The sequence below is a fragment of the Humiphilus diazotrophicus genome, from assembly GCF_059726315.1.
In genome coordinates, this window is sequence record NZ_AP040870.1 from 4,422,501 (window position 1) to 4,448,030 (window position 25,530).

Annotated in this window: 20 protein-coding genes and 2 rRNA genes (1 of these 22 cut by a window edge); 8 read left to right on the forward strand and 14 right to left on the reverse strand. The window is 51.4% G+C overall.

The genetic code is table 11. The features are described from left to right. The 3 genes from AC6I7T_RS18770 to AC6I7T_RS18780 all read left to right on the forward strand — a co-directional run. Nucleotides 1-1,644: ribosomal RNA gene (locus AC6I7T_RS18770) — 23S ribosomal RNA — on the forward strand (it extends 1,278 nt beyond the left edge of the window). 183 nt (nucleotides 1,645-1,827) lie between these two features. Continuing rightward, a 5S ribosomal RNA gene (gene rrf, locus AC6I7T_RS18775) occupies nucleotides 1,828-1,944 on the forward strand. A gap of 251 nt (nucleotides 1,945-2,195) precedes the next feature. Further along, on the forward strand, nucleotides 2,196-2,825 hold the full coding sequence (locus tag AC6I7T_RS18780) for a hypothetical protein (RefSeq protein WP_497788997.1): 630 nt from the start codon (nucleotides 2,196-2,198) through the stop codon (nucleotides 2,823-2,825). A gap of 48 nt (nucleotides 2,826-2,873) precedes the next feature. Here the strand turns inward: AC6I7T_RS18780 and AC6I7T_RS18785 are convergent, their stop codons facing one another. Then, the gene (locus AC6I7T_RS18785) at nucleotides 2,874-3,356 is read right to left on the reverse strand and encodes a hypothetical protein (protein ID WP_497788999.1); all 483 of its coding nucleotides are present in this window, start codon (nucleotides 3,354-3,356) and stop codon (nucleotides 2,874-2,876) included. Nucleotides 3,357-3,528: 172 nt separating this feature from the next. Here AC6I7T_RS18785 and murJ point away from each other — a divergent pair, with 172 nt between their 5' ends. Further along, nucleotides 3,529-5,127: a murein biosynthesis integral membrane protein MurJ gene (gene murJ / locus AC6I7T_RS18790; RefSeq protein ID WP_497789001.1), complete on the forward strand. Its 1,599-nt coding sequence runs from the start codon at nucleotides 3,529-3,531 to the stop codon at nucleotides 5,125-5,127. Between the two features lie 14 nt (nucleotides 5,128-5,141). On the opposite strand, the gene AC6I7T_RS18795 is transcribed toward murJ, so the two are convergent. From AC6I7T_RS18795 to AC6I7T_RS18810, 4 genes are all read right to left on the reverse strand, one after another. Then, nucleotides 5,142-6,332 (reverse strand): glycosyltransferase, encoded by a 1,191-nt coding sequence (locus AC6I7T_RS18795; RefSeq protein ID WP_497789002.1) that lies wholly within the window; start codon nucleotides 6,330-6,332, stop codon nucleotides 5,142-5,144. A gap of 139 nt (nucleotides 6,333-6,471) precedes the next feature. Then, a complete protein-coding gene (locus AC6I7T_RS18800; RefSeq protein ID WP_497789004.1) occupies nucleotides 6,472-7,119 on the reverse strand; it encodes a D-glycero-alpha-D-manno-heptose-1,7-bisphosphate 7-phosphatase in 648 nt (215 codons plus the stop codon). Beyond that, nucleotides 7,101-7,727 (reverse strand): SIS domain-containing protein, encoded by a 627-nt coding sequence (locus AC6I7T_RS18805; protein ID WP_497789005.1) that lies wholly within the window; start codon nucleotides 7,725-7,727, stop codon nucleotides 7,101-7,103. The genes AC6I7T_RS18800 and AC6I7T_RS18805 overlap by 19 nt, the downstream gene beginning before the upstream one ends. 93 nt (nucleotides 7,728-7,820) lie before the next feature. After that, on the reverse strand, nucleotides 7,821-8,804 hold the full coding sequence (locus AC6I7T_RS18810; protein WP_497789007.1) for a glycosyltransferase family 2 protein: 984 nt from the start codon (nucleotides 8,802-8,804) through the stop codon (nucleotides 7,821-7,823). Between the two features lie 511 nt (nucleotides 8,805-9,315). On the opposite strand from AC6I7T_RS18810, the gene AC6I7T_RS18815 reads away from it, so the two are divergent. Continuing rightward, entirely contained in the window at nucleotides 9,316-10,095 is a 780-nt protein-coding gene (locus AC6I7T_RS18815; protein WP_497789008.1) for a dolichyl-phosphate beta-glucosyltransferase, read from the forward strand. A gap of 88 nt (nucleotides 10,096-10,183) precedes the next feature. Here the strand turns inward: AC6I7T_RS18815 and AC6I7T_RS18820 are convergent, their stop codons facing one another. Together AC6I7T_RS18820 and AC6I7T_RS18825 are read right to left on the reverse strand one after the other, a co-directional pair. Further along, nucleotides 10,184-11,239, reverse strand: a complete 1,056-nt coding sequence (locus AC6I7T_RS18820) for a glycosyl hydrolase family 18 protein (protein ID WP_497789010.1) — start codon at nucleotides 11,237-11,239, stop codon at nucleotides 10,184-10,186. Nucleotides 11,240-11,295: 56 nt separating this feature from the next. Next, nucleotides 11,296-12,939, reverse strand: a complete 1,644-nt coding sequence (locus tag AC6I7T_RS18825) for an alpha-L-fucosidase (RefSeq protein ID WP_497789011.1) — start codon at nucleotides 12,937-12,939, stop codon at nucleotides 11,296-11,298. A gap of 469 nt (nucleotides 12,940-13,408) precedes the next feature. Here AC6I7T_RS18825 and AC6I7T_RS18830 point away from each other — a divergent pair, with 469 nt between their 5' ends. Beyond that, complete coding sequence (locus AC6I7T_RS18830; protein WP_497789012.1) at nucleotides 13,409-14,044, forward strand: outer membrane protein; 636 nt, start codon at nucleotides 13,409-13,411, stop codon at nucleotides 14,042-14,044. Nucleotides 14,045-14,148: 104 nt separating this feature from the next. On the opposite strand, the gene AC6I7T_RS18835 is transcribed toward AC6I7T_RS18830, so the two are convergent. Then, nucleotides 14,149-15,579, reverse strand: coding sequence for a glutamine synthetase family protein (locus AC6I7T_RS18835; protein ID WP_497789014.1), 1,431 nt, complete (start codon nucleotides 15,577-15,579; stop codon nucleotides 14,149-14,151). Nucleotides 15,580-15,836: 257 nt separating this feature from the next. Between AC6I7T_RS18835 and AC6I7T_RS18840 the strand changes: the two genes are divergently transcribed. Then, nucleotides 15,837-16,997: an MFS transporter gene (locus tag AC6I7T_RS18840; protein WP_497789015.1), complete on the forward strand. Its 1,161-nt coding sequence runs from the start codon at nucleotides 15,837-15,839 to the stop codon at nucleotides 16,995-16,997. A 10-nt stretch (nucleotides 16,998-17,007) separates the two neighbouring features. Here AC6I7T_RS18840 and AC6I7T_RS18845 read toward each other — a convergent pair whose 3' ends face one another. The 6 genes from AC6I7T_RS18845 to AC6I7T_RS18870 all read right to left on the reverse strand — a co-directional run bounded on the left by AC6I7T_RS18845 (nucleotide 17,008) and on the right by AC6I7T_RS18870 (nucleotide 23,303). Next, nucleotides 17,008-17,538: an alpha/beta hydrolase family protein gene (locus AC6I7T_RS18845; RefSeq protein ID WP_497789017.1), complete on the reverse strand. Its 531-nt coding sequence runs from the start codon at nucleotides 17,536-17,538 to the stop codon at nucleotides 17,008-17,010. Then, entirely contained in the window at nucleotides 17,535-18,179 is a 645-nt protein-coding gene (locus tag AC6I7T_RS18850) for a YkgJ family cysteine cluster protein (protein ID WP_497789018.1), read from the reverse strand. Before AC6I7T_RS18850 ends, AC6I7T_RS18845 begins: the two co-directional genes overlap by 4 nt. Before the next feature lie 302 nt (nucleotides 18,180-18,481). Beyond that, nucleotides 18,482-19,621, reverse strand: coding sequence for a S46 family peptidase (locus AC6I7T_RS18855; protein ID WP_497789019.1), 1,140 nt, complete (start codon nucleotides 19,619-19,621; stop codon nucleotides 18,482-18,484). Further along, nucleotides 19,506-20,555 (reverse strand): S46 family peptidase, encoded by a 1,050-nt coding sequence (locus AC6I7T_RS18860; protein WP_497789020.1) that lies wholly within the window; start codon nucleotides 20,553-20,555, stop codon nucleotides 19,506-19,508. Before AC6I7T_RS18860 ends, AC6I7T_RS18855 begins: the two co-directional genes overlap by 116 nt. A 42-nt stretch (nucleotides 20,556-20,597) precedes the next feature. Further along, nucleotides 20,598-22,514: a CocE/NonD family hydrolase gene (locus tag AC6I7T_RS18865; protein WP_497789022.1), complete on the reverse strand. Its 1,917-nt coding sequence runs from the start codon at nucleotides 22,512-22,514 to the stop codon at nucleotides 20,598-20,600. A 234-nt stretch (nucleotides 22,515-22,748) separates the two neighbouring features. Beyond that, nucleotides 22,749-23,303 (reverse strand): class I SAM-dependent methyltransferase, encoded by a 555-nt coding sequence (locus AC6I7T_RS18870; protein ID WP_497789023.1) that lies wholly within the window; start codon nucleotides 23,301-23,303, stop codon nucleotides 22,749-22,751. Between the two features lie 212 nt (nucleotides 23,304-23,515). Here AC6I7T_RS18870 and AC6I7T_RS18875 point away from each other — a divergent pair, with 212 nt between their 5' ends. Continuing rightward, on the forward strand, nucleotides 23,516-25,450 hold the full coding sequence (locus AC6I7T_RS18875; protein WP_497789024.1) for a glycoside hydrolase family 88 protein: 1,935 nt from the start codon (nucleotides 23,516-23,518) through the stop codon (nucleotides 25,448-25,450). Nucleotides 25,451-25,530 lie beyond the last annotated feature (80 nt).

Here is a 25,530-nt window from a genome sequence, read left to right on the forward strand (position 1 = left end):
ATCGAGAGGACTGATGGAGCGTTGCGAAGAGACCCTGCCGGCATAAGTAGCGATAACGGAGGTGAGAACCCTCCGCGCCGAAAGTCTAAGGTTTCCTGAGGAAGGTTAATCCGCTCAGGGTTAGGCGGTCCCTAAGGCGAGGCCGAAAGGCGTAGCTGATGGACATCCGGTTAATATTCCGGAGCTCCCAACTCTCGTTTGACGATGGGGAGACGCAGAAGGATAAGCATGCCGTCCTATGGCTATGGCGGTCGATGCGCGTAAGCTGGTCTATCTAGGCAAATCCGGATAGGCAACAGTGAGGCGCAAAGTAAGCCCGTATGGGTGTAAGATGCTGATTCCACGCTGCCGAGAAAATCCTCTAAGGAGAGTAGTTGGGAACCGTACCCCAAACCGACACAGGTAGACGAGGAGAATATCCAAAGGCGCTCGAGTGAAAGCTTGTTAAGGAACTCGGCAAATTGGCTCCGTAACTTCGGGAGAAGGAGCGCCCATCGCAAGGTGGGCCGCAGTGAAGCGCGTACGGCGACTGTTTAACAAAAACACAGGTCTCTGCTAAGTCGAAAACGACGTATAGGGGCTGACGCCTGCCCGGTGCCGGAAGGTTAAAAGGAGAGGTTAGCCGCAAGGCGAAGCTTTGAATTGAAGCCCCGGTGAACGGCGGCCGTAACTATAACGGTCCTAAGGTAGCGAAATTCCTTGTCGGGTAAGTTCCGACCTGCACGAATGGCGTAACGATCGTACGACTGTCTTAACGAGTTGCTCGGCGAACTTGTAGTACCGGTGAAGATGCCGGTTACCCGCAGCTAGACGGAAAGACCCCGTGCACCTTTACTACACTTTAACTATGATTTATGGCTCTTGCTGCGCAGGATAGGTGGGAGGCTTTGATTCCAGGTTCTCGGACTTGGAGGAGCCAATGGTGAGATACCACCCTGCGAGTGCTGTGACTCTAACCTACTTCCATGATCTGGAAGAGGGACATAGTTAGACGGGTAGTTTGACTGGGGCGGTCGCCTCCCAAAATGTAACGGAGGCGCGCGAAGCTACACTCAGGCTGTTTGGAAATCAGCCGTCGAGTGCAAAGGCATAAGTGTGGTTAACTGCAAGACCAACAAGTCGAGCAGATGCGAAAGCAGGCCTTAGTGATCCGGTGGTTCTGTATGGAAGGGCCATCGCTCAACGGATAAAAGGTACGCCGGGGATAACAGGCTGATCATTGCCAAGAGTTCATATCGACGCAATGGTTTGGCACCTCGATGTCGGCTCATCGCATCCTGGAGCTGTAGAAGGTTCCAAGGGTTAGGCTGTTCGCCTATTAAAGCGGTACGTGAGCTGGGTTCAGAACGTCGCGAGACAGTTCGGTCCCTATCTGCTGTGGGCGTAGGAGATTTGAGGGGGGCTGTCCTTAGTACGAGAGGACCGGGATGGACGAACCTCTTGTGTTCCAGTTGTCTTGCCAAAGGCACGGCTGGGTAGCGAAGTTCGGTTGTGATAACCGCTGAATGCATATAAGCGGGAAGCACGCCCCAAGATGAGATCTCCCTGAAGGGCCCAGAAAGACCATCTGGTTGATAGGCTGGAGGTGGAAGCGCAGTAATGCGTGTAGCTTACCAGTACTAATCGCCCGTTCGGCTTGTCCATAGAATTAACTCTCCGCAGTGCGGCAGAGCTTGATTCTCTAGAGACTTCAAGCCTCGTAGTTACAATCTATTTCGTTTCGAATAAGTTTGTTTGACGCTAGATTTGCAGCTTCTACTAGGAAAAACTACCTAGAACAGGAAGCCGGCTGCAGGAAAAACATCCTGCCAGGCGTCGACCAAGTTTGCCGGTGACCATACCGTGAGGGTCACACCCGTTCCCATCCCGAACACGGAAGTTAAGCCTCACTGGGCCGATGGTACTGCACGAGAAATTGTGTGGGAGATTAGGCAATCGCCGGCATTAATCTTAAGCAAAAGGCCAGCTCCTTTACGAGCTGGCCTTTTGCTTTGCTCCTAAACCGGTCGGCTTAGAACCGGACAGCTAAAATCCGGCCAGCTGATAAATCGGCCAACCGGTTACCGGGCTCGGTGCTCACCCTTCCTTCCTGTATAAATCTGTATTCCGTCCCACCTCAAAAACCGCAGAGTTCTTAATCTCCGAATACAGTCAGCTTACGGAACATTCCTTCCGCTGACGGCGTAAAGAGGATTATGAAAACTCTCTGCGCCGCCGCAGGTACAGTTTTACTTGTCTGCAGTCTGACCGGTTTCGCCCAGACCTCGATTGTATGCGGGCAGACTCTTGATACGCCTCTGCACTCCAGAGCTGCTTTAATAATCGATTCACGGCCAGCAGGTCTTGAGATCGTTGGCACGGACCAGGAGAAGATTCATCTCTCCTGCACTGCCGATGATTCGGTTGTAAAACAAAAGATCCACATTCAATTCGCCGGAGATGCGCATGCAGGCAAGCTAGCAATCAAGGGAGGCTCTACCAAGAATGGCAATGTTCAAGTTCGTATTGAAGTGCCAAGAAAGACGAACTTGAAGGTACAAATGTCTGCAGGCCAGGTGAAGGTAGAGGAGGTTGTGGGGGATAAAGATATCGGCCTCTACGCCGGACAAATCACGATCGACTCCACGCAAAATTGGAATTATCGAATTATCGACACTTTTGTCGATATTGGAGAGGTCAACGCTCCAGTCTACGGCGTGAGCAAGGGGGGATTCTTTCGCGGTTTTACCAAGAAAGTGAAGGATGGCGAGTATCGGCTTCGCGCACGTGTAATGACAGGTCAGATTGAACTGCTTGGTAGCAATACGCGTGCCGATGCGAAATAACAGGAACTCGGGATTCTGCAGGAGATCGGAGGTCCTAAGATCTGTTTTTTACAGCTTGTGCGGGCAATTCGGCCCAACTACAATCAGTTCCTTCTTCTGTTCCAAATCATCAAAGATTTGCCATACCACCTTGTCTCTCTCAATCGAAAGGCGTGTTTGCTTTTGAGAGAGCTCCCGTGCAAGATTCAGATCTGAACCGCCCACCTTCTCCTCTTCAGTACCTAAAGCCTCTTGCACTTTTTGCATTCTTTGCAATTGCTCCATTGCCTTCCCATCCATAGTTACAAAACAACTATTCCCCGAAGAAAAGAAGACCAGATCTTGTAAATGGTTTTTCTTACGATAGGAGAGCGCGAGTGCACGTATGGAAAAATCCCACCCACGCATAATCGCTTGTTTGTGGATGATCAAAACGTAAGAATCTTTCTCGTGTCCTATCGTCTGCTTCGCGTCTTCAGGATGGTCAACACTCTGGCCCTCAAGAGCAATGAAAGAACATAGCAGAAAGACAAAAGCTTTCAAGACAGACATTTATTCCTCTCCAAAAACATGGTTCTATCTTTCCGATACCACCGCACTTTGCATCATTACCTCGATTGGGTGAAACTAACGAAGGCAGGTCTGCCACCAAGGGTAAAACATACGCGCTGAAGAGGTAGGGAAAGCTGACAAATCACAGACTGAGGACCCGTTATAATTTTCTTTGCGCTCACGATCTTCACGCTTTAGTTCTAGTGCCTCTGCCGTTGCCGTTGCGGCAGGTATCTTGCTTAGTCGCATTGTCGGCTTGGTGCGGGAGCGGGTTTTTGCTCACTATTTCGGTAACTCCGATGCCGCCGATGCATTCAGGGCGGCAATCCGCATCCCGAATTTCCTGCAGAACCTCTTCGGTGAAGGTGTCCTCTCCGCTTCGTTCATTCCGGTCTATGCCCGGCTCAATGCCGAGGGACGGAAAGAGGAGGCCTCTGAGGTTGCCGAGGCAATCTTTGCTCTTCTCTTTCTGATCACGTCGGTATTGACCACGATTGGCATCCTTGTCACTCCGTGGCTTATCGATGCGATCGCGCCCGGCTTTCATGGCGAGAAGAGGCTTCTGACCATTCATCTTGTCCAGATCGTCTTTCCCGGAGCAGGCATACTCGTCCTTTCCGCCTGGTGCCTGGGAATCCTAAATAGTCACCGAAAATTCTTTCTGTCCTATTCGGCATCGGCACTCTGGAATCTGGCGATCATCGCTGGACTACTTTGGAAAGGAGGAATGGCTACCGAGAACCATCTCGCCGTTGTTATTTCTTTCTGTTCTGTGCTCGGAAGCGGACTAGTCTTTTTGATCCAACTGCCGACTGTTCTGCGCTATCTATGGCCACTGCGTCTTCGCCTGCCCAGCGCGGGGAACCACGTCTCCATTATTAGCAGGAATGCACTCCCGATCTTCCTTAGCCGGGGAGTCGTGCAAATCAGCGCCTACATCGATTCCTGGTTGGCGAGCTTTCTCGGCACCGGGGCTGTTTCTGCTTTAGGGTATGCGCAGACAATTTATACGCTGCCTGTCAGCCTCTTTGGCATGGCCATTTCGGCAGCAGAGCTTCCTGCGATGTCGAGCGAGCTTGGGACTGACTCCGAGATAGCGGCGGCATTGCGTCAGCGTCTGGAACGAGGACTACAGCATATTGCCTTCTTCGTAATTCCATCCGCGATGGCGTTTATTCTCTTAGGCGACGTCGTTGTATCGACAATCTACCGGACTGGGCATTTCCGTACCTCCGATGCCACTTTTGTTTGGGCTGTGCTGGCAGGGTCTGCTGTAGGATTGCTTGCTTCAACCTCCGGACGACTCTATTCCTCTGCTTTCTATGCCTTACGCAATACCCGCACGCCGCTGAAATTTGCAACACTCCGTGTGACACTTACCTTGTGCATGGGATATTTCTGCGCGCTTCCTCTGCCACGGATGCTTCATCTCGATCCCCATTGGGGCACTTCAGGTTTGACGCTTTCAGCTGGCATTGCCGGTTGGGTTGAGTTCGTCATGCTCCGCAATTCTCTGCAGAAGCGCATTGGCGCCATCCCTGGTTTCGTACAGCGGAACCTGAAGCTCTGGTTGGTAGCCGTAGTTGCAGCCTTGGCTGGATTTACGTTGAAGCGCGTATTGCCATTTCAAGCGCATCCATTCTTCACGGGAGGCTGTATTCTCGCTGTATATGGAACCATCTATCTTCTCGTGACTCAGTGGATGGGACTTGCTCCTGCAAATGTGCTGGCGCGCATTCTTCGTAGACGCGGAGAAGCAAAAGGCAAATAGCTTTTGAGGCAGTCTCAAACCCGATCAGTATCTGCGGCGATTACTTCTCTATAGATGCTTTCCAGCTTTCGGGTTTGTTGCTTCAGATCGAACTGCCTGGCGATCCAACGCTTGCCTTCTTCACTGTTGTCTTTCCATAAAAGCTCGTCCGTGAGATAGCGAAGTAAATAGTCTGCCAGGGTAGACTCATCCTTTTCCGGAGCGAGAAGACCTGTCTTCTGATGGAGTACGACCTCGGGAATACCTCCGCTGGCGAAACTCACCACCGGAGTTCCCATCGCCTGCGCTTCGCAAAAGACGATGCCGAGCCCCTCCGCATCACCATTGTCGGCTACGATACTCGGCGCACAAAATACCTCGGCGCGGGCTAATTTGCTACGAATGATGTCACTTGGTTGAGGACCAAGGAAGGTACAGGGAACATTAAAGTCCCGAGCCAGCGCCTCCAGATTCTTCTTCTCCGGTCCATCCCCAATAATGGCCAATTCCGCAGTCGGACACTTCTCTATAACTCTCCGCATTGCACGTATCAAGTACGCACAGCCCTTCTTTTCGACAAGCCGTCCGACGAACAGAATCAGACCGTTTTGGCGAACCTCCGTAGAGGGGGCGAACCCATCGAGATCGATTCCGATGTAATGAACACGCAGCTTCTCAGGAGGGAATCCTATTTCGATGGCCTTACGGCGGATGAACTCAGAAATGCAGATGAAGAGAGAGGCTCGGTCCCAAAGCTCTTTTCTACGTTGTAGAAAAATCGCTCCATCTTTCGATCTCTTATGGAACTCATCCCGCAAGGTCACGTCGTAACCATGCAAGGTGACAATCAGAGGTACGCCGAGCTTCTTGACGAGCGGCAAGGCCATTGCTCCATCCGGTGCAAAGTGTGCGTGAACGAGACTGGGATGAAGTTCCTGTGCCTTACGGGCAAATCCGGCAGCGAATCCCGTTTGCTTGTACATACCACGCTTAACTCTGGCCAGGAGCGACTGATCGTGAGTAAGTAGAAGTGGTTCTGAAGCCAATTTCAGGCTCCGAACTGTAGGTCTCAGGCCGATCAGAACAGGATGGAAATCGTGAAGGGCCTCCGTTTGAGCTTTGATGAATGTCTCGCTGAAAGACAAGATCTCGTTCCGGTAGACAAGCACCGTTCTCTTCACCAGATTCATCGCTGCTGTCACGGGCAATGGTTCCGCCGTTGTCATTCTTTTCTTTCCCTTCAATTCCGGCGGCGGAAGCATTTTAGGATTCGGTATAGACCAGGAGTCGATGCGCGCATGGCCATTCCGCAAGAAAGCAGTACCTCATTACCGTCGGCAGGTGTATGCCTATGCGAAAAATGCTCTAAACCGCGAATCCGGTTTCTTTCTCAAAAGCTTTGGAACTCAGCTCTCCGCTATTCTCCAGAATCAGGCGTACAGCATCGGGAAGATCCTTTGCTTCGAAATCTGCTTGCACCTCTTCTTCGGAGCGGGTTGCGGGATGATCTTCCTCTACTCTGATCGTTCGCACTCCTGCCGACAAGCCGCATTCAATATCGGTTTCCCGGTCTCCTACCATCCAGGAGTGTGCCAGAGAAATTCCGAACTCATCTCGGGCTTTCAATAGGAAGTACGGTGAAGGCTTTCTACAATCACAGGGGCCAGAGTATTCAGGAACAATTCCCTTGGGGTGATGAAAGCAGTAGTAGAAAGCAGAGAATTGTATCTGTGACTTTTGCAGTTCCGTGAGTAGCTTTTGATGTACTGCTTCGAGCTCGTCCAGAGAACTCTTTCCCTTTGCATAATTCGGTTGGTTAGAGATCAGAAAGAGACGAAAGCCCGCGTCCTGCAGCGATTCGAGCGCAGGTAATACGTTCGGTGCCAACTGAAAATCCTCCGGCCGCCCGGGAGACTCATACTCGCCGGTGGCCGGATTGAGGACATTTCGATTTAGGACGCCATCTCTGTCCAGGAAGACGGCGGCAGCGGAGACTACTTGGTCGATTCCCATTTCATTTCGTTCTTTTTGAGCTTGGGGTGAGAGACGACTGCATGCCAGACAACAGCCTGGAATGCTTCTGCGTGTGCGGTTACCGTGTCAGAAGCGACTGTCGGAATAATCACTACTACATCGCCAACCTGGGCGGTGTAACCGCCGTCGCGACCTACCACTCCGATAACTTTGGCCCCAACCTCTTTTGCCAGTTTTAAGCTCTGTACGATGTTTGCACTAATATTCTTCTCCAGGTTTCCACCACCGACAGAGAAGATGAAGAGCGTGTCGTCCGCGCGAAGCCGGCTACCACGCAGCCAATTTGCAAAGGAGGTATCCCAACCATCGTCGTTAACACGTGCCGTCAATTCCGAGACGTTGTCTGTCGGTGCATAGGATTCAATACCGGCAATCTTGCGGAAGTCATTAACGGCATGACCCGCATTTCCCGCGCTGCCTCCAACACCGATAACGAAGAGCCTTCCGCCCTTCTCGCGAGTTTCGATCAACAAATCGACCATCTGGTCGACCTTATGAGGATCGATTCCGGCCGCGATCTTCTGGACTTCCGAAAAATATCTCAGAGTGTATTCTGTTGCGCTCAGGGTAAATTCAACTGCGCTCAAGCTGACCTCCTGTTTGCCTTTGTGCTAAGTATTAGTTTCGATGCGGAGGATAAGACTTCAATACCTACCTAACTTATCGATCCACAGTATGAATTAAGGGTTTGCGAATTCTGTCTGGTTTCTCCCTGTGCGGGAGAACTTATGTGCCCACTTATGAAGAAAACCTGAGATTCTCTTGCGTTTCTCCTGGGGAATCAGCCAATACATAAAGAAAAGCAGGGATGAATAAAATGATGGACGCCCATGAAAGCAGTGCTCGCGAAAGAGGCGGAAATATGTGTGAAGATCTGCCTTACTTCTGGACGCTTGCGAAACGCATTCAATGGCGATGAAAAAAGAGAAGGCCTTGCCAGTCATGAGCGCGCGATTTGCCGTAGCCCATTCCAGGGAGTGTTGCCAATCTGCTGCGCGGCCAACACTTTTCCTCTGACCTCCAATTCGAAAGATAGCCAGCGGTTCGCGAATCACAACCAATCCTATGCCGGGCTGCTGTCCTGCTCGCAATAACCAATCCCAGTCCTGGTGCTTCTTGAGACCCTTGAGAAAGGGGACATCCAGGAAAAACTGGCGGGATGCAAAGAATGTAGAGGTCTGTAGAGCCGTATCGCCGAATGCTGGATTCTTTCTGCAGAAGAGGTACTCGCTTACATTTCCGTCAGGGTCGGGAAAGCGCCTCGGCCAGACGAAGTCCTCTGTAGGAGTGCGGCCAATGATGCTACTAAAAACAAGAGGATGCTGGTAAGACGAGGTTTCCCACGCCTTTTTCTGCTTCTCAATCTTGGTCGGCAACCACTCATCATCATCATCGAGGAAAGCCACCCACCGACCGCGACCTTCGCGAACTCCTGTGTTCCTGGCCTCTGAGCCTCCGACGTTCTCTTGAAGAGCAATTACTCGTAATCTTGGATCTTGTATGGAAGATAGAACAGCTTCGGTTTCCGAATCGGGTCCGTCGATGACTACCAGGACTTCGAGATTCTTATACGTCTGGGCTAGAGCACTTGCGACAGCCTTCGATACAAAGTCTGGTCGAAATCGTGTAGGGATAACTACGCTAACCAAAGAATTCGTGTCCAAAGTTGCCCCATTCGCCATAAAGGTTAAGATGCTGTTTGTGTGTTTACTATTTACTTAATACCATATATCAAAACTATCAGGGCATCGGTAAACTTTTGATGACAAATCGTTTGCTTCAAATTTTTGATGGATATTACTCCTGCGCGAAGTAATTTGAATTTACTTATTATTCAATAAAACTTCATTCGCAGTGTGTGGTTTCCCTTAAACAGGGTCAGCAAATTTCTCCGAGTCCTGCGGCACAGAGGTGGGTATTTCTATAGATGCGTGTTCTGCAAGGATTGGTGGCTCCATATACCTCAAAATTTTGAGCCATAATTCGCCGACCCTATAATGATTTGTAGACACCAAAATAGCGTTCATCTCCCCAGGGATGCAAAAGCAGACAACCCGGAAGTGCCTGGAAAGGCTATACTTGCCTTTTGCCAATGTGTGCCGTGCCAAAGCGAGGGTATCCTTATTTGGTACACGGCCTCTGGAATCAGCCCCCTAGAGGGAGATGGATGATGCCATGAGTTTGCATCCTAAATACAGCATTATTATCCCTGCCTATAACGAGTCTGCGCGGATTGGGCGGGCATTAGTGTCCGTGACTGAGTGCATTCGGAAGAAAAATTGGAATGCGGAATTGATCGTCGTGAATGACGGTTCGCGTGACGATACGGCGGAAATCATCCGAGCGTTTTCCGAAAAGGATCCACTTGTTCATCTCCTGGAGAATCCCGGCAACCGTGGCAAGGGCTTTAGCGTGAAGAACGGTATCCTCCATGCAAAAGGCGATGTCGTTATGTTTACGGATGCGGATCTTTCCTCTCCGATGGAAGAAGCGGAGCGTCTCTTTGCTGCAATTGAGGGTGGCGAAGATATTGCTATCGGATCCCGCTGGCTTGATCGTAGCCGTCAGACGATTCAGCAGCCGCTATATCGTCGCTTTTTCGGACGTTGCTTCAATGCGGTTACCCGGTTCATTGTGGGGCTTCCGTTTGCCGATACCCAGTGCGGATTCAAAGCGTTCCGCCGCTCTGCAGCACAGACAGTTTTTCAGCTGCAACGCATCGAACGTTGGGGCTTTGATCCGGAAATCCTATTTATTGCCCTAAAACGCGGTTACAAGATCAAAGAAGTTGCCGTTAGCTGGGGGCATGATGAGCGAAGCCGGATCAGTTATCTGAAGGACGGTATGCGGATGCTGGAAGATATCGTCTACATTCGCTGGAATCAGATCACGGGAGTCTATGGCAAGGATGTTGCCGAGATGCCCCGGGACGCTGTCCACAACATCTCGAAGTGAAAATTATTCGATAAGGATGATAGAGGAGGCCGTGCGAAACGGCCTCCTCTATGAGTTCTGACCGGAATCGATTCCTAAAAAGTTTTGCCTAACGATGAGAAGGCAGAACGCTCCAGATTCCCGGATCCTCGGCACCTAATACCCAAGAACAGAAGCCTTGAAGGCCGTAGTCCTGCAGGAGCTTGTAGCGATCGCCGAACGTGTGTGTATCGGTGTAGAAGATCCATTCGCGCATTTGATCCCGATAGAAATAAAACCAGGCACTGTGATCGGCTGGATCCCACTCGATCTTGCGCTGATATGTGTCGGCAAGCTGGATGGCATCTGCTCCGTCAATGTAATTGGCCGAGGGATTTTGCTTTTCAGTGCCATCTTTCTCCTTGATCGGGGCTCCCGTATACCAGTGATATCCGTAGAGAGCGATGCCCAGTGACAGCTTCTCCTTCGGTACAAAGCGGAGAGCATACTTGATGTTTTCAACCGTCCAATCCCAGCCGCCCACAGGTCCAGGAGTCGTCCAGCGAGTGTGCTGGTCATACGTCATCAGGCAAACCAGATCGACGGCTTTGCCGATGGCCTCCAAATCGTAGACGCCTCTCCAATCCTGCCATATCCATCTTGCGAAGCCTCCGGCTCCGGGATATCCGGGAGCATTTGGCACTGTGGCGATGGAAAGCTTAAGTCCTTCTTTGTGCAATGCGTCAGCCGTTTCCTTGACCAGAAATGAGAAGGCGTCGCGGTCGGTCCATGAGATGTCTTCAAAGTCGAACTGGAAGCCGGTATAGCCATTCATCTTGGCTTGTTGGATCAAAGCCTCGATCATGAAGCGATGCCGCTCCGGATGTGTGACAAAGGTGTGGAACGGTGCTTTGCCTGGAGCCGAGATGATCGGCATGATCGGTACGTGGTGTTCCTTTGCAATCTTGGTGACGAGAGGCTCCGGTGCGCCCGACACTAATCCATCTTCATCCACGCTGTACCAGCCGGGGACGAGCAGATCGATCTTGTCGGCATGAGCTTCGAAGGAGCGAATCGAACTGGGTGTGTTAATCAGGTAGAAAAGAGCTACTGGAGCGGCCTGCAATTGTGCGCTCGTGCAGAAGGCCAGTATTCCCAAGGTCATCAAACAAACAAGGCGTTTCATTGCTTTCCCTTCTGTGGTGGTGAACAGATGCTGGTGAAACCTATCTTCTGGTTGCGTTATTGAAGCTCTATCTTCCAGGCATAGGCGTATTCTTCGTTGTGAGTCGAAGGAAGCTGTAAATGTAACCCGTCCTGTTCCTGAGTCCAGTGAATGGCTTCTGTCGATCCCAGGAGTGTGATTGTCTTGATCGCAATTCCATTTGCTAGGGAGTGAATAACGACTTCCTTTGTCGAAGGCCAGTCGAACTCAATGGCGTATAACGTCCGACCTTTTGTCGTAAAGCGGAAATCTTCAGCGGTAAAAGGCTTCAGATCCGAATCGTGGAAAGCGCCTTCGACAACTTTTGTCGGACCTTCTCCAAAGCTCTTCCATGGACGTGTCCCATAGATTGCTTCGCCATTGACCTTGAGCCAGACACCCATACCCAGAAGAGTATTTTGCGCTTCTTGTGGGATTGTGCCGTCGGCACGCGGACCTATATTCAGAAGCATGTTTCCGTTTTTGCTTACGATGTCGATCAGCTGATGAATCAGAAACTTGGGTGTCTTGTAGGTGTCGTGTTCGATGTAGCCCCAGGAAGCGTTACTGATAGAGGTACATGTTTGCCAATGCTGCGGAAGGATACTCGACATCTGGCCGCGTTCGATATCGAGCGTGCCTGAATGCTCTTCGAAATCAGAGTACTTGTAATTGATAGCAGCTCCCGTACCTTTTGCAGCGCCGTAGTTGTAGTAAAAGGCTGCAAGGCGGCTGAGATGATTTCGCCATGAAGGCTGCCCAATCCACCAATCGAAATAAATCAATTCCGGTTGATAGTTTTCGACCAGTTCCGCCGTTCTGGCAAGCCAGTCATCCATGTAGGGGGTGGAGACATAGGTCCAATCTTCCAGAAGGTTCGCATCGTCTTTGGTGAGATGGGGATGACCCGGGCCATAGAAAGAAGCCAATTTCGGATCATTGACGTCGGATGGAAATTTCCTACCCTCTCCCATGAACCAGTCGTGCTCGGCGCGATGAGACGAGAGCCCAAAGTGTAGCCCTTCGGTGCGTACAGCTTTTGCCAGATCTCCGATCAGATCGCGTTTGGGGCCCATCTTTACCGCGCTCCAATCCGTCAGATTGGATTTGTACATGGTGAACCCATCGTGATGCTCTGCTACGGGAACAACGTATTTTGCTCCAGATTCCCGGAAGAGCGTTGCCCAGGCCTTCGGGTCATAGTGCTCGGCTTTGAAGAGTGGGATGAAGTCCTTGTATCCAAACTTATCGTGCGGACCGTAGGTCGCAATGTGGTGTTGATACTCCTTCGAGTCTTTCACGTACATATTCCGCGAGTACCACTCACTGCCAAAGGCCGGAACAGAGTAGAGACCCCAATGAATGAAAATGCCAAATTTTGCGTCGGTGTACCACAGCGGCTCCTGATAGTTCTTCAGTGAGCCCCAGTCCGGGCGGAATGGTCCATCGTGCGCCTGCCGGTCTACTTCGCGAAGAATCTCTTTACGCGGACCATCGTACTTCTGATTGGCCGTTATCCACAGATCGTCCATCGACTCCGCCGAGAGTGTGTCGGTAGGTGCCGTAGGAGAGGTGTTTGCGGGAGTTTGTGCCAAAGCACAGATGGGATTCATGGCAGAGAGAATTCCGGCCAGAAGGGCCGTTTGCAGGAAGGGGCACGCACTGGACTTCTTTGACTTCATTTCAATCTCCGGAGAGAAGCATCTGAAACGATCTGCTCATTTGAGTAGAGTTAAACATCGTTTTTGATCTTATAGCACTAAAATGATCAAACTGGGCGATTTTATTACGCCTATTTCGATCAGAATTGGCGCCCGGAGATCCTGGACGAAAGATTCTTCACGGATCTCCGCAACTTTAAAACAGCAGGTGAGGTTCATTCCTTGCAGGAAGTAAGAAATGGATCGTGAAAGCTAAACTGGCAATTGGGACTTTGATCCTTAAGGAGATGGCATTTCAGCGGGCAACGGGAACGTAAGCGCGCCGTTATGCGTATTGAGCTTATAGCGGGAAGTTATTTGTAACTTTAATTCATGGATATATTTTCGAAGTGAAATCATAAATTCTTGATTTCTCAACTGAGTTTATTTCCTAACCAAAACGAAAGTAGAAGTAGTATCGCTTCCGCTTATGAAGAAGGGAGATTCGGTTTTGAGGCTTAGTTTTTCTGTTCGTAATTCTTATTACCTGCTTACTCTATTGCTGCTTGCAGGAGTGGCCTGGACCAGGGCAGAAGCGCAAATGGACGTGGCTGCGAGTGTATACGGGGCATTGAATCAGAGCACAAACGGAAATACTACGAAGCAGAATCCATCGGATCAAGCTGGTGTTTTGCTGGAGATGAGATATATTTCGAACCCTCTACTGGGCTATGAACTGACATATGCCTACAACCGGGCGAACCAAACCTATCGGACTGCAAACATTTCTACTCCGGGTGGAGTAAATGCTAACAACCTCGTCCAATCTGTAAAAGCAAATGCACATCAAGTAACTGCGGACTGGGTAGTTTCGCTCAAGATGGCGAACCTTCGTCCTTTCGCCTTGGCCGGAGCCGGCTTGATGTTCTTTCATCCGGATAGCGGACAGACCGGGACTAGCGGAAATACGAAGGGCGTGCTGGTCTATGGTGCCGGGGTAGACTGGACCGTGTTGCCTCATATGGGAGCCAGATTTCAATACCGTGGAAATGTGTATAAGGCCCCTGATTTAGCAAAGGCTTTTAGCTCTACGGATCGCTTCACTCATTCTGCCGAGCCAATGATCGGAGTATTTCTTCGCTTCTAGAAACATCTAGCCTGATTCAAGCCAGAGATGTTTTAGAACCCATCTGGTTGTAAAGAAAAGCCCTGGCCTAGGCCAGGGCTTTCTCATATCCATTGGACTGAGGTTTAGAACTCGTTCCACAGGAACTGGTTGTAGACCTCGTGATGGAACTGAACTTCGGCGGCCTTCACAAAGGTGCCGAGCATGCGCGGGCAGCGATCTGCTGAGGCCTGCTTCAGTTCAGCAAAACGTTCTGCAACATCTTCGCCCAACAGCTTCTTGGTCCAAGCGGCGTTGCGGAAGTTCTCCATTGCCGTATAGATGTTGTCTGGCAGATAGCGCTCTGCTTGACGCAGGTTGCTAATCTTGGCGATTTCGCCTTCCAGACCGGTCTTGAAGACCGAGTAGAGCACCATGTACGGGTTGGCGTCAGGGCCTACCGAACGGACTTCGACGCGGGCGCTCTTCTCGTTTCCGAGAGGGATGCGAACCATGGAACCACGATCGGTGGCCGATGCCTTGATCTGGTTCGGAGCTTCGAAGTGAGGATCCAAACGGCGATAGGCATTGACGCTGGCATTCAGCATCAGGCAGATGTCGTTGCCGTGCGTGAGGATGCGATCGATAAAGCTCCAGCCGAAGCTGCTGAGCTTTTCTTCGCCCTGAGCATCCCAGAAGATGTTCTTTCCGCCCTTGCTGATGGAGACGTTGGTGTGCATGCCGCTTCCGTTGACGCCAACAACAGGCTTGGGCAGGAAGGATGCTGTCATTCCCATGCGGGTGGCGACCTGACGACAGATCAGCTTGTAGATCTGGATCTGATCAGCGGCAGCTACAGCTTCTGCATAGCTGTAATTGATCTCGAACTGAGAAGGGGCAACTTCCGGATGGTCCTTCTCGTTCTGGAAGCCCATTGCGCGCTGGATTTCGGCTGTGGTGTCGATGAAAGAGCGCAGTGCGTCTCCAGGCAGGGAGTGATAGTATCCGCCAGTATTGACGTATTCGAAACGATGGGTCTTGTAGAAGTGCTGTTCCGCATCTACGTTTGCAAAGAGGAAACCCTCGATTTCATTGGCGGCATTCAGGGTGTAGCCCTCTTTTTCAAAGAGCTGTTTCGCGTAGGTCTTCAGCAAACCGCGCAGATCGGCGGAGTAGGGTTCGCCGCCCTTGTCGATGACTTCGCCAAAAACTAAAACCTTGCCGGAACCAAACACATCGGCCGGAGCCCAGTAAAATGCGCTCCAATCGATTTTGAGACGAAGATCGCTCTCACGCTGGGCTGTAAAGCCACGAATCGAAGAGCCGTCGAAAGTAAGGTTGTCGTAGCTTTTTACGAGGAACTTTTTGTCATAGTCGAGCATGTGCAGGCGGCCTTCAAGGTCGCTGAACAAGACGGTCACGGCTTTAATCCGTTTTTCGTCGGCAAGATACTTCAATCGTGCTTCCTGAATCTTGTGGCTATCGACACGGTTGAGTCGATCAGCTTTGGCTTGAAGATTCAGTTCCTCCAACTCTTCATATGAGAGTGCAAGAAAGTTGCGAAACTCGTTCGACATGGATCTCCTTCTTCACGGTAGCGACACAGCCTACGTGGGTATCTGCCAGGCTGGCGTGCTTTCCCATCAGAGTATCGCGATAGGGCTTATAAACCTACGGAAATCTTAATGCAAATTTTGTATCTCAGGCCCCTGCACCCCAGATTGTGCAAGATTATGCAACGCTGTACCACAATGTAGACCTCGTACATTGTTCCTGTGATCCAACCAATCGGAACTGTTGTCGAAGTGTTTCTTTTCAGAGGAAAATGATGCCAATGCTCCTCGAAAGAAAAACGAATATCGTTCCTATTCTTGTGCTGTTATTTGGATTCGCGATCACGGGGATCGGCGATACGGTATTAGGTCCGCTGCTGCCTTCGCTAGCTCCGGCACTACATCTGTCGGACAACATGTCCGGCTTGCTGTTACTGGCGCTTTTCTCCAGCTCCTCCTGTGGTGCATTGCTGGCACGAGGTAGTATGAGCCGCTCTCTGGCTGCGGGATTTGCTCTCATGGCTTTGGGCGCGTGCACCCTGAGCTTTTCGGGGGCGAAGAGCATCGTCGCGTTTTGCCTGATCTACGGTCTCGGATTAGGTCTGGCAATGACGGCTACCAGTCTTTTTGTTGGTCGCAACTATGCAGAGCGCCGAGGCTTCATCCTCTCGTTGATCAACTTTCTTTGGAGCCTGGGAGCTGCGTTATCTCCGCTTCTAGTTGCTCGCCTGGTTTCCCATTACTCCTTCCGCTCCGTTTTTGGAGTAATCGCCCTTGCCTCTCTGGCCGCATGGATATTGGTGGCTGGCGCGCTTCGCGACCATGGATCCGATCCGAAGTATGTAGAGAATCCCGATGGGGGGCAGGCCAACAACAATCGTGTATGGTTCACAATCGTTTTTGCACTCATGCTTTTTCTGGAGACAGGTGTAGAGGCTACGCTCGGGGGATGGCTTTCGACCTTTGCGCGTCGTACGGTAGCTCCGGATCCGGTTCGTGCGGCGGCAGCTTCTTCCTTCTTCTGGACAGCCTTTCTTGTTGGCCGGGCCTTGAGCTCGATCATTTTGCTCCGTCTGAAAGAAGAGCGGCTGTTATGGGGTGCGGTGTTATTGAGCTTTGTGGGAGCAACCTCCCTGCTCTTCACCTACAGCATTGGTACGTTAGCAGTAACCGCTATTTTGGCGGGTCTTGGAGCTGCACCTATCTTCCCCTTGAGCATTTCTTTACTGATGGCCAATAACTTACGCTCCACCTATGTGGGCATCTCTCTCGCCATCTGTGGAACGGCAGGAGCAATCTTCCCCTGGATAACGGGTGCTGTTTCCTCGCATACCGGTTCTTTGCGTATTGCAATGGTCGTTCCGGTCCTGCTGCAGGTGGCGATGATAGCCATCCTATCGGTCACGGCATTGCGTACCCGCCGCGTTCCGGCGGGTGTATGAAACGCGGATATCAGGACTGAAGCGTCCTTAGCAGGGACTCCAGGTCTTCTCCCCTTAGAGAAGCGGCAACTAGTGTTGCTAGCCGTTGTTTATGTCGATCTGTGTCATGACTGAGCCACCTAATGTTCCAGGCTTCGGCAAACTGCGGCCATTCTGCCACCCGGCCGGCGATCACCTCATCCAGTGAGGAATAAAAGGCAATCCGATTCTCTGGCTTGCTTTGCAGTCGCACACCTTCCGCCCAGAGCGGAGAGCTGATGCAGAAGACGCGTAAATCCGGCCGGGATGTTTCTTGTAGCCGTGCGGCGATGAGACCTCCAAGGCTAACTCCGATGAGAATCGAGTTGTCCGGAATGCTCAGCTTGGCGAGTTCGTTCAGAGATTCTTCTGCGGGAACCGCCGGGTCTCCATGCGGCAGTCCTGGCCTCTCGTAGGAGGCAGACGGAAAGTGTTGACGCAGGCATTCTTCAAGTTGCAGGACACTTCCGGTTGGTCGTCCTCCACGTCCGTGAAGAAGAATGAAGTTCGGATCCGTTGTCATGAGTGGGTTTCTCCGGCTGCGGAAAGGGAAGGGAAGCAATAAGGGATGATTGTTGAACCTGACTTGCCGGTCAGTTGTTCAGCTTCAGCGATCAGAGGGTTTTCCAGTCCTTCCGGATCTACTTGCATTTCGCAGGCGGTAACTTCTTCGCTGCTTGCGCCATCGAAGCAGAGTTCGCAGATGCCCAAACCATTGTCCTGCTCGGAACGGACGGGTGGGCCAAAGATGCGGCAGGTCATGGGGCGAAACTGGTACAAATCGCAAAGACCGGTTTGCGGATCGAGTACCGGGCAGGCCGCTTCATTGGCATAGTCCTCAAAGCATTCCTGTTCCTCTTCGCTGGTTCCAAGGATGCCGGTCTCACGATCTCCAGGAAATTCACTTCCGTATTGAGACAGGAATTCAGCCGCACGTTGTTGAATCCTGGCGGCTCGTTCGGGATCTTGTTTGGACAGCTCAATCCAGCCCGTCTGGAGACGTAGAGCGTCAAGCTGATGGATGGCAAAAACGCCATGACAGCATTGTGTGCAACCGGGTTTGCACACCAGCCATGAACCGCCGCGCCTGGCCGCATCGGCCAGTGCTGCATCTTGGATCTGTACCAGGCGCTGATCGCCGGAGGGTAACTTGGGAATATGCATCTCTATCGCAGAGGATAACGCATCTGCATAGATTTATAGGATAGGACTTATCTTTTCGACCCTTGAATGCAAGGGAGAGCGGGGAAAGCCTTTATAAACTGCAGTTGGCAAAAGTGAGACGGGATCGGGAGTTCGGTGCCGGGGCTTTTCTTTTGTTTGGGGTTTCCGGGCTACTCCGGTGAAATTCTAAGGAAGGGGATAGCCACAACTTCTGACTATCCCTTTCCTCCTCAATTTCCGCATAGGTATAAACATGCCCTGCGGAAGGCTGTTACGGCATTTGCAACAGCGCTTGTAGCTCGTTATTTCCCCTGAAGCTCATCGGCAAGCTTATCTGCGCCATAGAGCTTCCGAAGCGCTTCGATCATGGCAGAGCTATGGACAGCGACGGCACGGTTCTTTTCACCTTCGTAGACAAAATCTCCTGCCAGCGATTCGATATTTCCGTCGAAGATCAAGCCTACTAACTCAGCGTTTTTGTTGATAACAGGAGATCCGGAGTTTCCTCCGATAATGTCTCCTGTGCTCACAAAGTCGTAAGAAGTAGAAAGATCGAGCTTATCCTTTCCTTCTACATAGCGCTTAGGAAGAACGAAGGGCGTTTTGTTATCGAAGCTGGCTGCTCGATCATAGAGTCCGTAGAAGGTTGTCTTGGATGGAGCAACTGTACCATTCATCGGATATCCCTTCACGCTCCCGTAAGAGAGCCGTAGAGTGAAGGTAGCGTCGGGATAGGTTGATTTCCCATAGACTAGGAATCTAGCCCGGCCCAGCTTTTCTCCTGCAGCAACTTCCACACTATTGATTTGTTCGTCGAATTCTTTGGTTAGTGAACGGACAAGCGGATCAAGCTTACGGGCCAATACCACCATTGGATCTGTCGAAGCTGCAATAGCCGCCTCTCCCCCATCGAGCAGAGTCTGACGCACCTTAGGATCGGCAAGCTTGCTGCCGTCGACTAATTGATTGGCAACAGTTTCCGGTATTGCATTTCCCAGGACAATCTTGATGAATTCGTCATTGGGACCTAACTGCTTCAGAGCTTGGGTGAGTGAGGCTGTAATCCGTGCTTTTTCGACTTCGGGGTAAATGGGAGCAGGAGAAAGAAGTCGATAACGCAAGGATTCCAATCCGGCTTGGTGGAACTGAGGCAGGCGCTCTCCATCCGGTTTTTTGATTTCCGCTGTGTACTGCACAAGTTGAAGTGCCAAGGTAGCAAGTTGCGAATCGAGACGGCGGAAGAGTTGCAGCTTGACCATCGGTCGTGCTTTCTGTTCTGCGCTGGCAATGGTATTCCATGCAGAACCGAACTCAGCCTGCCGTCGACTAATTGATTGGCAACAGTTTCCGGAAATCGTCCTCTTCGGATTGTTTCTTAGCGATGATCTGTTTATCTTGGAGGGCTTCGTAGCGCCCGCGATAGGCCTTTTGGCCGTTTTCAAGACTGAAGATCATCGACGCAACTTGCCGTGCCTGCTCCGGGCCTTTGGCGGCATACTGCTTCAGCGCAGCAATCCTGCTCTGATACAAGTTTAGGATCAGTGGTTCACTAACATCTCTCTCTGTAGTTAATTGCGCCATCGTGTCTTGGCGTGAAGTTGCACCCGGATGTCCGGAGATGAAGATCAGTTCGCCATCGGCTGCGCCGTTTGTGCTCCACTTGAGATAGTTGCTGGTATTTAGAGGCTTTCCATTTTCGTATACCCGGAAGATGGCCATATCCAGGTCATACCGCGGAAAGGTGAAGTTATCAGGATCACCGCCAAAGAAGGCGATCTGTTGCTCGGGTGCGAAGACAATACGCACGTCCGTGTACTTCTTATAACGATATAGCCAATATTCGCCACCTTGATAGAGAGAGACGACATCGGAGCGAAGCTTGGTCTTCTCAGTACTTTCTTTCTCTAGTGCTGCAATAGCAGCTTGCCGAGCCTGTAAAGCTTTTCCCTGATCCTTAATATCTTTGACTGCTGCTTGGATCTTGTCTGTGACGTTCTCCATCGAGACCAGGATGTTTACTTCCAGATCGGGTGTCTTAATCTCCTGTTCCGGAGTCGCAGCGTAAAAGCCATCGTGAATATAGTCATGTTCCGGAGTGGAGTTCTTTTGCAGTTGTCCACGAGCCACATGGTGATTGGTGAGCAGGAGTCCATTCGGGCTCACAAACGATCCTGAGCCGCCATCATTTAGGCGAACACTGGAGAGACGGACATGATCCAGCCACTCCTGTGTGGGCTGAAATCCATAATGACCTTGTAACTGCTTGATGGGAGGATTATCGAAGGTCCACATCCCTTCTTCGGCAGATAAAGACAAGGCAGCGATAGAAAAGATCGCTGCCGGAAAAAGAGTGCATATAAGTTGTTTACGAAACACAGGAATTCCTTCTTCGTTTCCACCGCACTTTGGTCAGTGGGTTTATTGCTGCGGTAATACCAGGACTTCTATACCTGAAGCTGCATTGCGATTACGAAAGACCTGTTCGGTGGCCTTCTTGAAGTCCTCCGGACGGGCATGGGGAATATCGATAAAAGTTTGCGGGTTTCTATCTGTTAGAGGAAACCAGGAACTTTGGATTTGAACCATGATGCGATGTCCACGGCGGAAGGTATGAAAGAGATCGGGCATGGTGAAGTCGATCTCTGTCATTTTTCCTGAGACCAGAGGCTCCGGCTTTTCCCAACTATTGCGGAATTTTGCACGCATGGGTTCTCCGCGCAAAAGCTGTTGATATCCACCCATGTGGAGGGGTGGCGCATCGACTACCCGCTTCCCCGCATGTTCCTCTTCAGGATCGGGATAGTTCTCCGGGTAAACGTCAATGAGTTTCACAACAAAGTCGGAATCTGTACCCGAAGAAGATACCTTTAGCCTTGGCGAAATAGGGCCGGCAATCGTGACGTCTTCCTGTAGTGGATCGGTCTGGTAAACCAGAACATCGGGTCGCCGGGAGGCGAAGCGCTGGTCATCGACCATGTAACGTTGTGGAACTGTATCGGTTGTGTAGTCGACAAAGGGGACGGGATGTGCCGGATCGCTTACGTATTCATCCATGCCTTCGGCTTCTGCCGGTTTTTCGAAGGAGAGCTTTCCTCCCTGTTGCAAGTAGAGCGTTTTTGCCTGTACTTGCTTTGGCGGCCAAGCGCTAAATGTCCGCCAGACATTTGTGCCTGTTTCGAAGACATATGCTTCCGGTAGCTCGGAACCTTTCCCTCTCAGGTAGTACTCGAAGAAGGGAAATTGGATCTTGGTCCGGAAAAACTCACCTGTCTTGCTGTCGAAGGTGACATCTCCCAGATGACTTCCTTCGCCCCGGGCCCAGCCTCCATGCACCCAGGGGCCAAGAACGATGGCATTAGGTGTCCCAGGATTTGCCTTTTCGATGGCGTTATAGGTACGGACCGGGCCGGAGAGATCCTCCGCGTCAAACCATCCGCCTACCGTCATGACCGCGCACTTAATGTTCTTCATGTGACGAGATAGATCTCTCGACTGCCAGTACGAGTCATAGGTGGTGTGGCCTAGTTGGTCATCCCACAACCAATGTGGTCCTTTTATGTACTTAGTCAGATTTCCAGTAGGACCAGCCTGGAGGAAGAACTTGTATCCGTCCGGTGTGCCCATATCGAAGGGAAGGGAATGCTTCGGTTCGGAAGGTTCGATAAAGGGTTTGAACTCAGTATAGAAATCGAAATTCGCCGCCAGCATGAAGGCTCCGCCATGATAGCTGTCATCTCCCAGAAAGAGGTCTGTCATGGGAGCTTGTGGCGAAGCGGCCTTGATGGCCGGGTGCGAGTCGATGATGCTGGCCGAAGTATAGAAGCCAGGATAGGAGATTCCCCAGATTCCAACCTTGCCGTTGTTATTGGAAACGTGCTTCAGAAGAAACTCAATCGTGTCGTAGGTATCGGAGCTGTCGTCCACATCCTTGGGGCTCTTTTTCTCATCGATATGGGGACGCATTTCAACAAACTGACCCTCTGACATGTAGCGCCCGCGCACATCCTGATAGACGAAGATATAGCCGGCTTTCTCGAATTCCTCGGAGGGACCGAGGTGTTTCTTGTACTGATCTTCCCCATACGGTGACACGCTGTAGGGGGTGCGATCCATCATGATAGGCCAAGCCTGCGACGAGTCCTTCGGTACATATACGGAGGTGAACAGCTTGGCGCCATCCCGCATAGGAATGCGGTACTCGTATTTCGTGTAATGAGAGCGGACATAGTCTTCACTGGGCTGAGCCTTCTCTTGCGCGCAGGAAGGAGGTGCGGTCTGGCTCAAGCCCAGCAATACGAGGGAGCAAAGGGAATAGAGGAAACCTCTAGATTTCATGCTTCTCCTTAAATGGGTATTCCCCGGCTGTCCCTGCGAGGAACTGCATACGTGCCCTTCTCTCGCGATTACAGTGGGAAGGTTGTGTACGAGTACAGCCGTGGCATGCCCTCTATGCTACGGCTGTACTCTGTTGCCGTGAAATGTGGCCCTTCTTTGAAGGGATGGCCACACCATACCGGTTCTTGGTCTACATCGAAACCTGAAATACTCGGGCTGCGGGAGACATTGCCTTCATCTTTTCAAGCGTGCTGCATGACTCTTTCGGATAACGGGAATGCCTTCGACTGTGAGTCCGGCGGATTTTGCGGCAGCCAGCTCTTCTGCAAATTTCTCGTCCTTGACGTGTCCTGCCGGTTCGACCAGTAGTAGTTGTCCTCCAGGCTTGAGCACCGCGGCCACTTCACGAAAGAACGTTTCAGCCGATGGCATCTCATGGACCATTGCAAATGCCAGGACAAAGTCGACAGCATTTGTGAGGTCGTTCAACATCATCGAATTCTCTTGCGCAAGCCGTATATCGAGACGTTCCAGCAATCCGGCTTTAGCTGCACGCCGTTTGAGTGCAGTCAGCATCTTCGGCTGGATATCGACGGCGACGACCCGTCCGGTCTGTCCCGCCATCCGAGCCAGCGCGAGCGTAAAGAAACCCATTCCGGGGCCGGGTTCGAGAACAGTCATGCCTTCCCTTAGATAGGGTTTCAATAGTTCTTCAGGGTCCAGTTCCCAACGTCGCAATGGACTGAGCAGGAAATAACCGAGCCACCAGGGGCAAACACGACAAGACATCCAGCCGTTCTCCTTCGCTATCTCTCCGCCAGAGTCCCGGGACGTAAAACCAGACAGCTCATGAAAGTAGCGGAGGAAGTGTTGTTTCATACTACGCCACGCACCATAATGCGGTGCAGATTTTCCCTTTGTGGAGTTGAACGTGTAGCATGACGCATCGTCGCGTTTTTGGGCCGCTTTATTTCTCATACAATACGCGTGGAGTCTGCAGAATGAGACGTTGGCATATTCTTTTTTTGATTGCTTTGGCTGTATCCGGTTCGCTTTCCCTTTTAGCGCAAACCCCTCCTTATACGCAGAAAATGGCTGACAGTGTCCTGCGTCGTTGGTCCGATGGCCAGTGGGTTGAGCCAGGACAGACACAGAAATGGAACTATGAAGAGGGTGTGCTCCTACAGGGAATTACGGATATCTGGTATTCGACGGCCGATGGTAAGTACTTCAGCTATATCCAGCGGTCGCTTGATAAGTATGTTCAGCCGGACGGCTCTATCTCGACCTATTCGGAACCAGACTATAGCTTGGATCTCATTCCGATGGGGCGCCAGCTTCTCTTGCTGAATGGTGTAACCGGGAATGCGAAGTACTATAAGGCTGCAACCCTCCTCTGGCAGCAGCTGCACAGTCAGCCCCGGACTCCTTCCGGCGGATTTTGGCACAAGAAACGGTATCCGCAACAGATGTGGCTGGATGGTCTATACATGGCAGAGCCCTTCTACGCGGAATATGCCCTTACCTTCCATCATCCTGAGGCCTTCGACGATATTGTTCATCAGTTCACGTTGATCGAGGAGCATACGCGTGACCCCAAGACCGGTTTGCTGTATCACGCTTGGGACGAAGCGAAGGCTCAGCAGTGGATCGATCCACAGACTGGCCACTCCAAGCATTTTTGGGCGCGGGCAGATGGCTGGTATGCCATGGCCATTGTCGACACTCTGGACTATTTACCGGAGGATCATCCGGGACGGGCAAAGATGATTGCCATTCTGAACCGTCTGGCAACGGCTCTTGTTCAGGTGCAAGATCCGAAAACCGGCTTGTGGTATCAGGTAATGGATAAGCCTCAAGAGAAGGGGAATTACCTGGAGTCTTCGGCTTCCTGCATGTTTGTCTATGCTCTGCAGAAAGGTGTCCGTAAAGGATATCTGCCTGCCACCTTTAGCGATGCGGCCAGGAAGGGATACAACGGAATTCTGCAGCGCTTTATCCAGACCGATGCAGACGGACGGTTGACTTTGACGGGAACGGTACGCTCTGCAGGACTGGGCGGCACTCCATACCGTGATGGCAGCTATCAGTACTACATCTCCGAGCCGATTGTATCCAATGATCCCAAGGGGATTGGACCATTCCTGATGGCTGCCGACGAGATGGAGAAGGCTCCGACAGCTGCTCTCGGCAAGGGAACTACTGTCCTGCTCGATGCCTGGTTCAACAGCCAAAAGCATCCCGATCCTACAGGGCAGGATGTGTTGTTTCACTATAAGTGGACGGATTTGGCAAATAGCGGTTTCTCCTTCTGGGGAAAGACCTTTGAAAGCTATGGTGCCAAGATAGCCACGCTGGCTGAGGCTCCTCGGCTAAGTAATTTGAAACAGGCTCAGGTCTATATCATCGTTTCCCCGGATATCCCGGTGAAGAATCCTCATCCGAACTACATGGCGACTGAGGATGTGAAGGCGGTTGCGGAGTGGGTCCGTAATGGTGGCGTCTTGGTGATGATGGAGAACGATGTAACGAACTCAGAGTTTGAGCATTTCAATAAACTCTCGGAAACCTTCGGTATCCATTTCAACCCTGTGCTGCGAAATCAGGTAGAAGGACATAAGTACGAGATGGGGCGTGTACCCGTCGCTCCGGGAAATCCCATTTTCCCGGGACAGCATAACTTCTACATGAAGGAGATCAGCACTATTACTCCTTCTGGTTCCGCAAAGCCGGTCATTGCAGATAAAGATGTGCTGGTAGCTGTTGCGAAATATGGCAAGGGAACTGTCTTCGCAGTTGTCGATCCCTGGATATACAACGAATATGTCGATGGCCGTAAGTTGCCGATGGAGTACGACAACTATGCGGGCGCAAAAGAATTAGCAGAATGGCTGCTGAAACAGGTTCCTGCCGGCAGCACTTCTGGAAAGAGATAGGCGCTTCAGTCTTGAGGGAATATGGTGCGATATTTCTGCCCTTTGCGAAAAGACACCATCCCTCAAAGACTAAAGCTGCA

Bases quoted from the DNA above. Each gene is read 5' to 3' on its own strand.
- AC6I7T_RS18780 (WP_497788997.1), top strand. From the start codon at position 2,196: ATGAAAACTCTCTGCGCCGCCGCAGGTACAGTTTTACTTGTCTGCAGT.
- AC6I7T_RS18850 (WP_497789018.1), bottom strand. From the start codon at position 18,179: ATGCATATTCCCAAGTTACCCTCCGGCGATCAGCGCCTGGTACAGATC.
- AC6I7T_RS18835 (WP_497789014.1), bottom strand. From the start codon at position 15,579: ATGTCGAACGAGTTTCGCAACTTTCTTGCACTCTCATATGAAGAGTTG.
- AC6I7T_RS18845 (WP_497789017.1), bottom strand. From the start codon at position 17,538: ATGACAACGGATCCGAACTTCATTCTTCTTCACGGACGTGGAGGACGA.
- AC6I7T_RS18785 (WP_497788999.1), bottom strand. From the start codon at position 3,356: ATGTCTGTCTTGAAAGCTTTTGTCTTTCTGCTATGTTCTTTCATTGCT.
- AC6I7T_RS18795 (WP_497789002.1), bottom strand. From the start codon at position 6,332: ATGACAACGGCGGAACCATTGCCCGTGACAGCAGCGATGAATCTGGTG.
- AC6I7T_RS18815 (WP_497789008.1), top strand. From the start codon at position 9,316: ATGAGTTTGCATCCTAAATACAGCATTATTATCCCTGCCTATAACGAG.
- AC6I7T_RS18820 (WP_497789010.1), bottom strand. From the start codon at position 11,239: ATGAAACGCCTTGTTTGTTTGATGACCTTGGGAATACTGGCCTTCTGC.
- AC6I7T_RS18870 (WP_497789023.1), bottom strand. From the start codon at position 23,303: ATGTCTTGTCGTGTTTGCCCCTGGTGGCTCGGTTATTTCCTGCTCAGT.
- AC6I7T_RS18840 (WP_497789015.1), top strand. From the start codon at position 15,837: ATGCTCCTCGAAAGAAAAACGAATATCGTTCCTATTCTTGTGCTGTTA.
- AC6I7T_RS18800 (WP_497789004.1), bottom strand. From the start codon at position 7,119: ATGGGAATCGACCAAGTAGTCTCCGCTGCCGCCGTCTTCCTGGACAGA.
- AC6I7T_RS18875 (WP_497789024.1), top strand. From the start codon at position 23,516: ATGAGACGTTGGCATATTCTTTTTTTGATTGCTTTGGCTGTATCCGGT.
- AC6I7T_RS18865 (WP_497789022.1), bottom strand. From the start codon at position 22,514: ATGAAATCTAGAGGTTTCCTCTATTCCCTTTGCTCCCTCGTATTGCTG.
- AC6I7T_RS18825 (WP_497789011.1), bottom strand. From the start codon at position 12,939: ATGAAGTCAAAGAAGTCCAGTGCGTGCCCCTTCCTGCAAACGGCCCTT.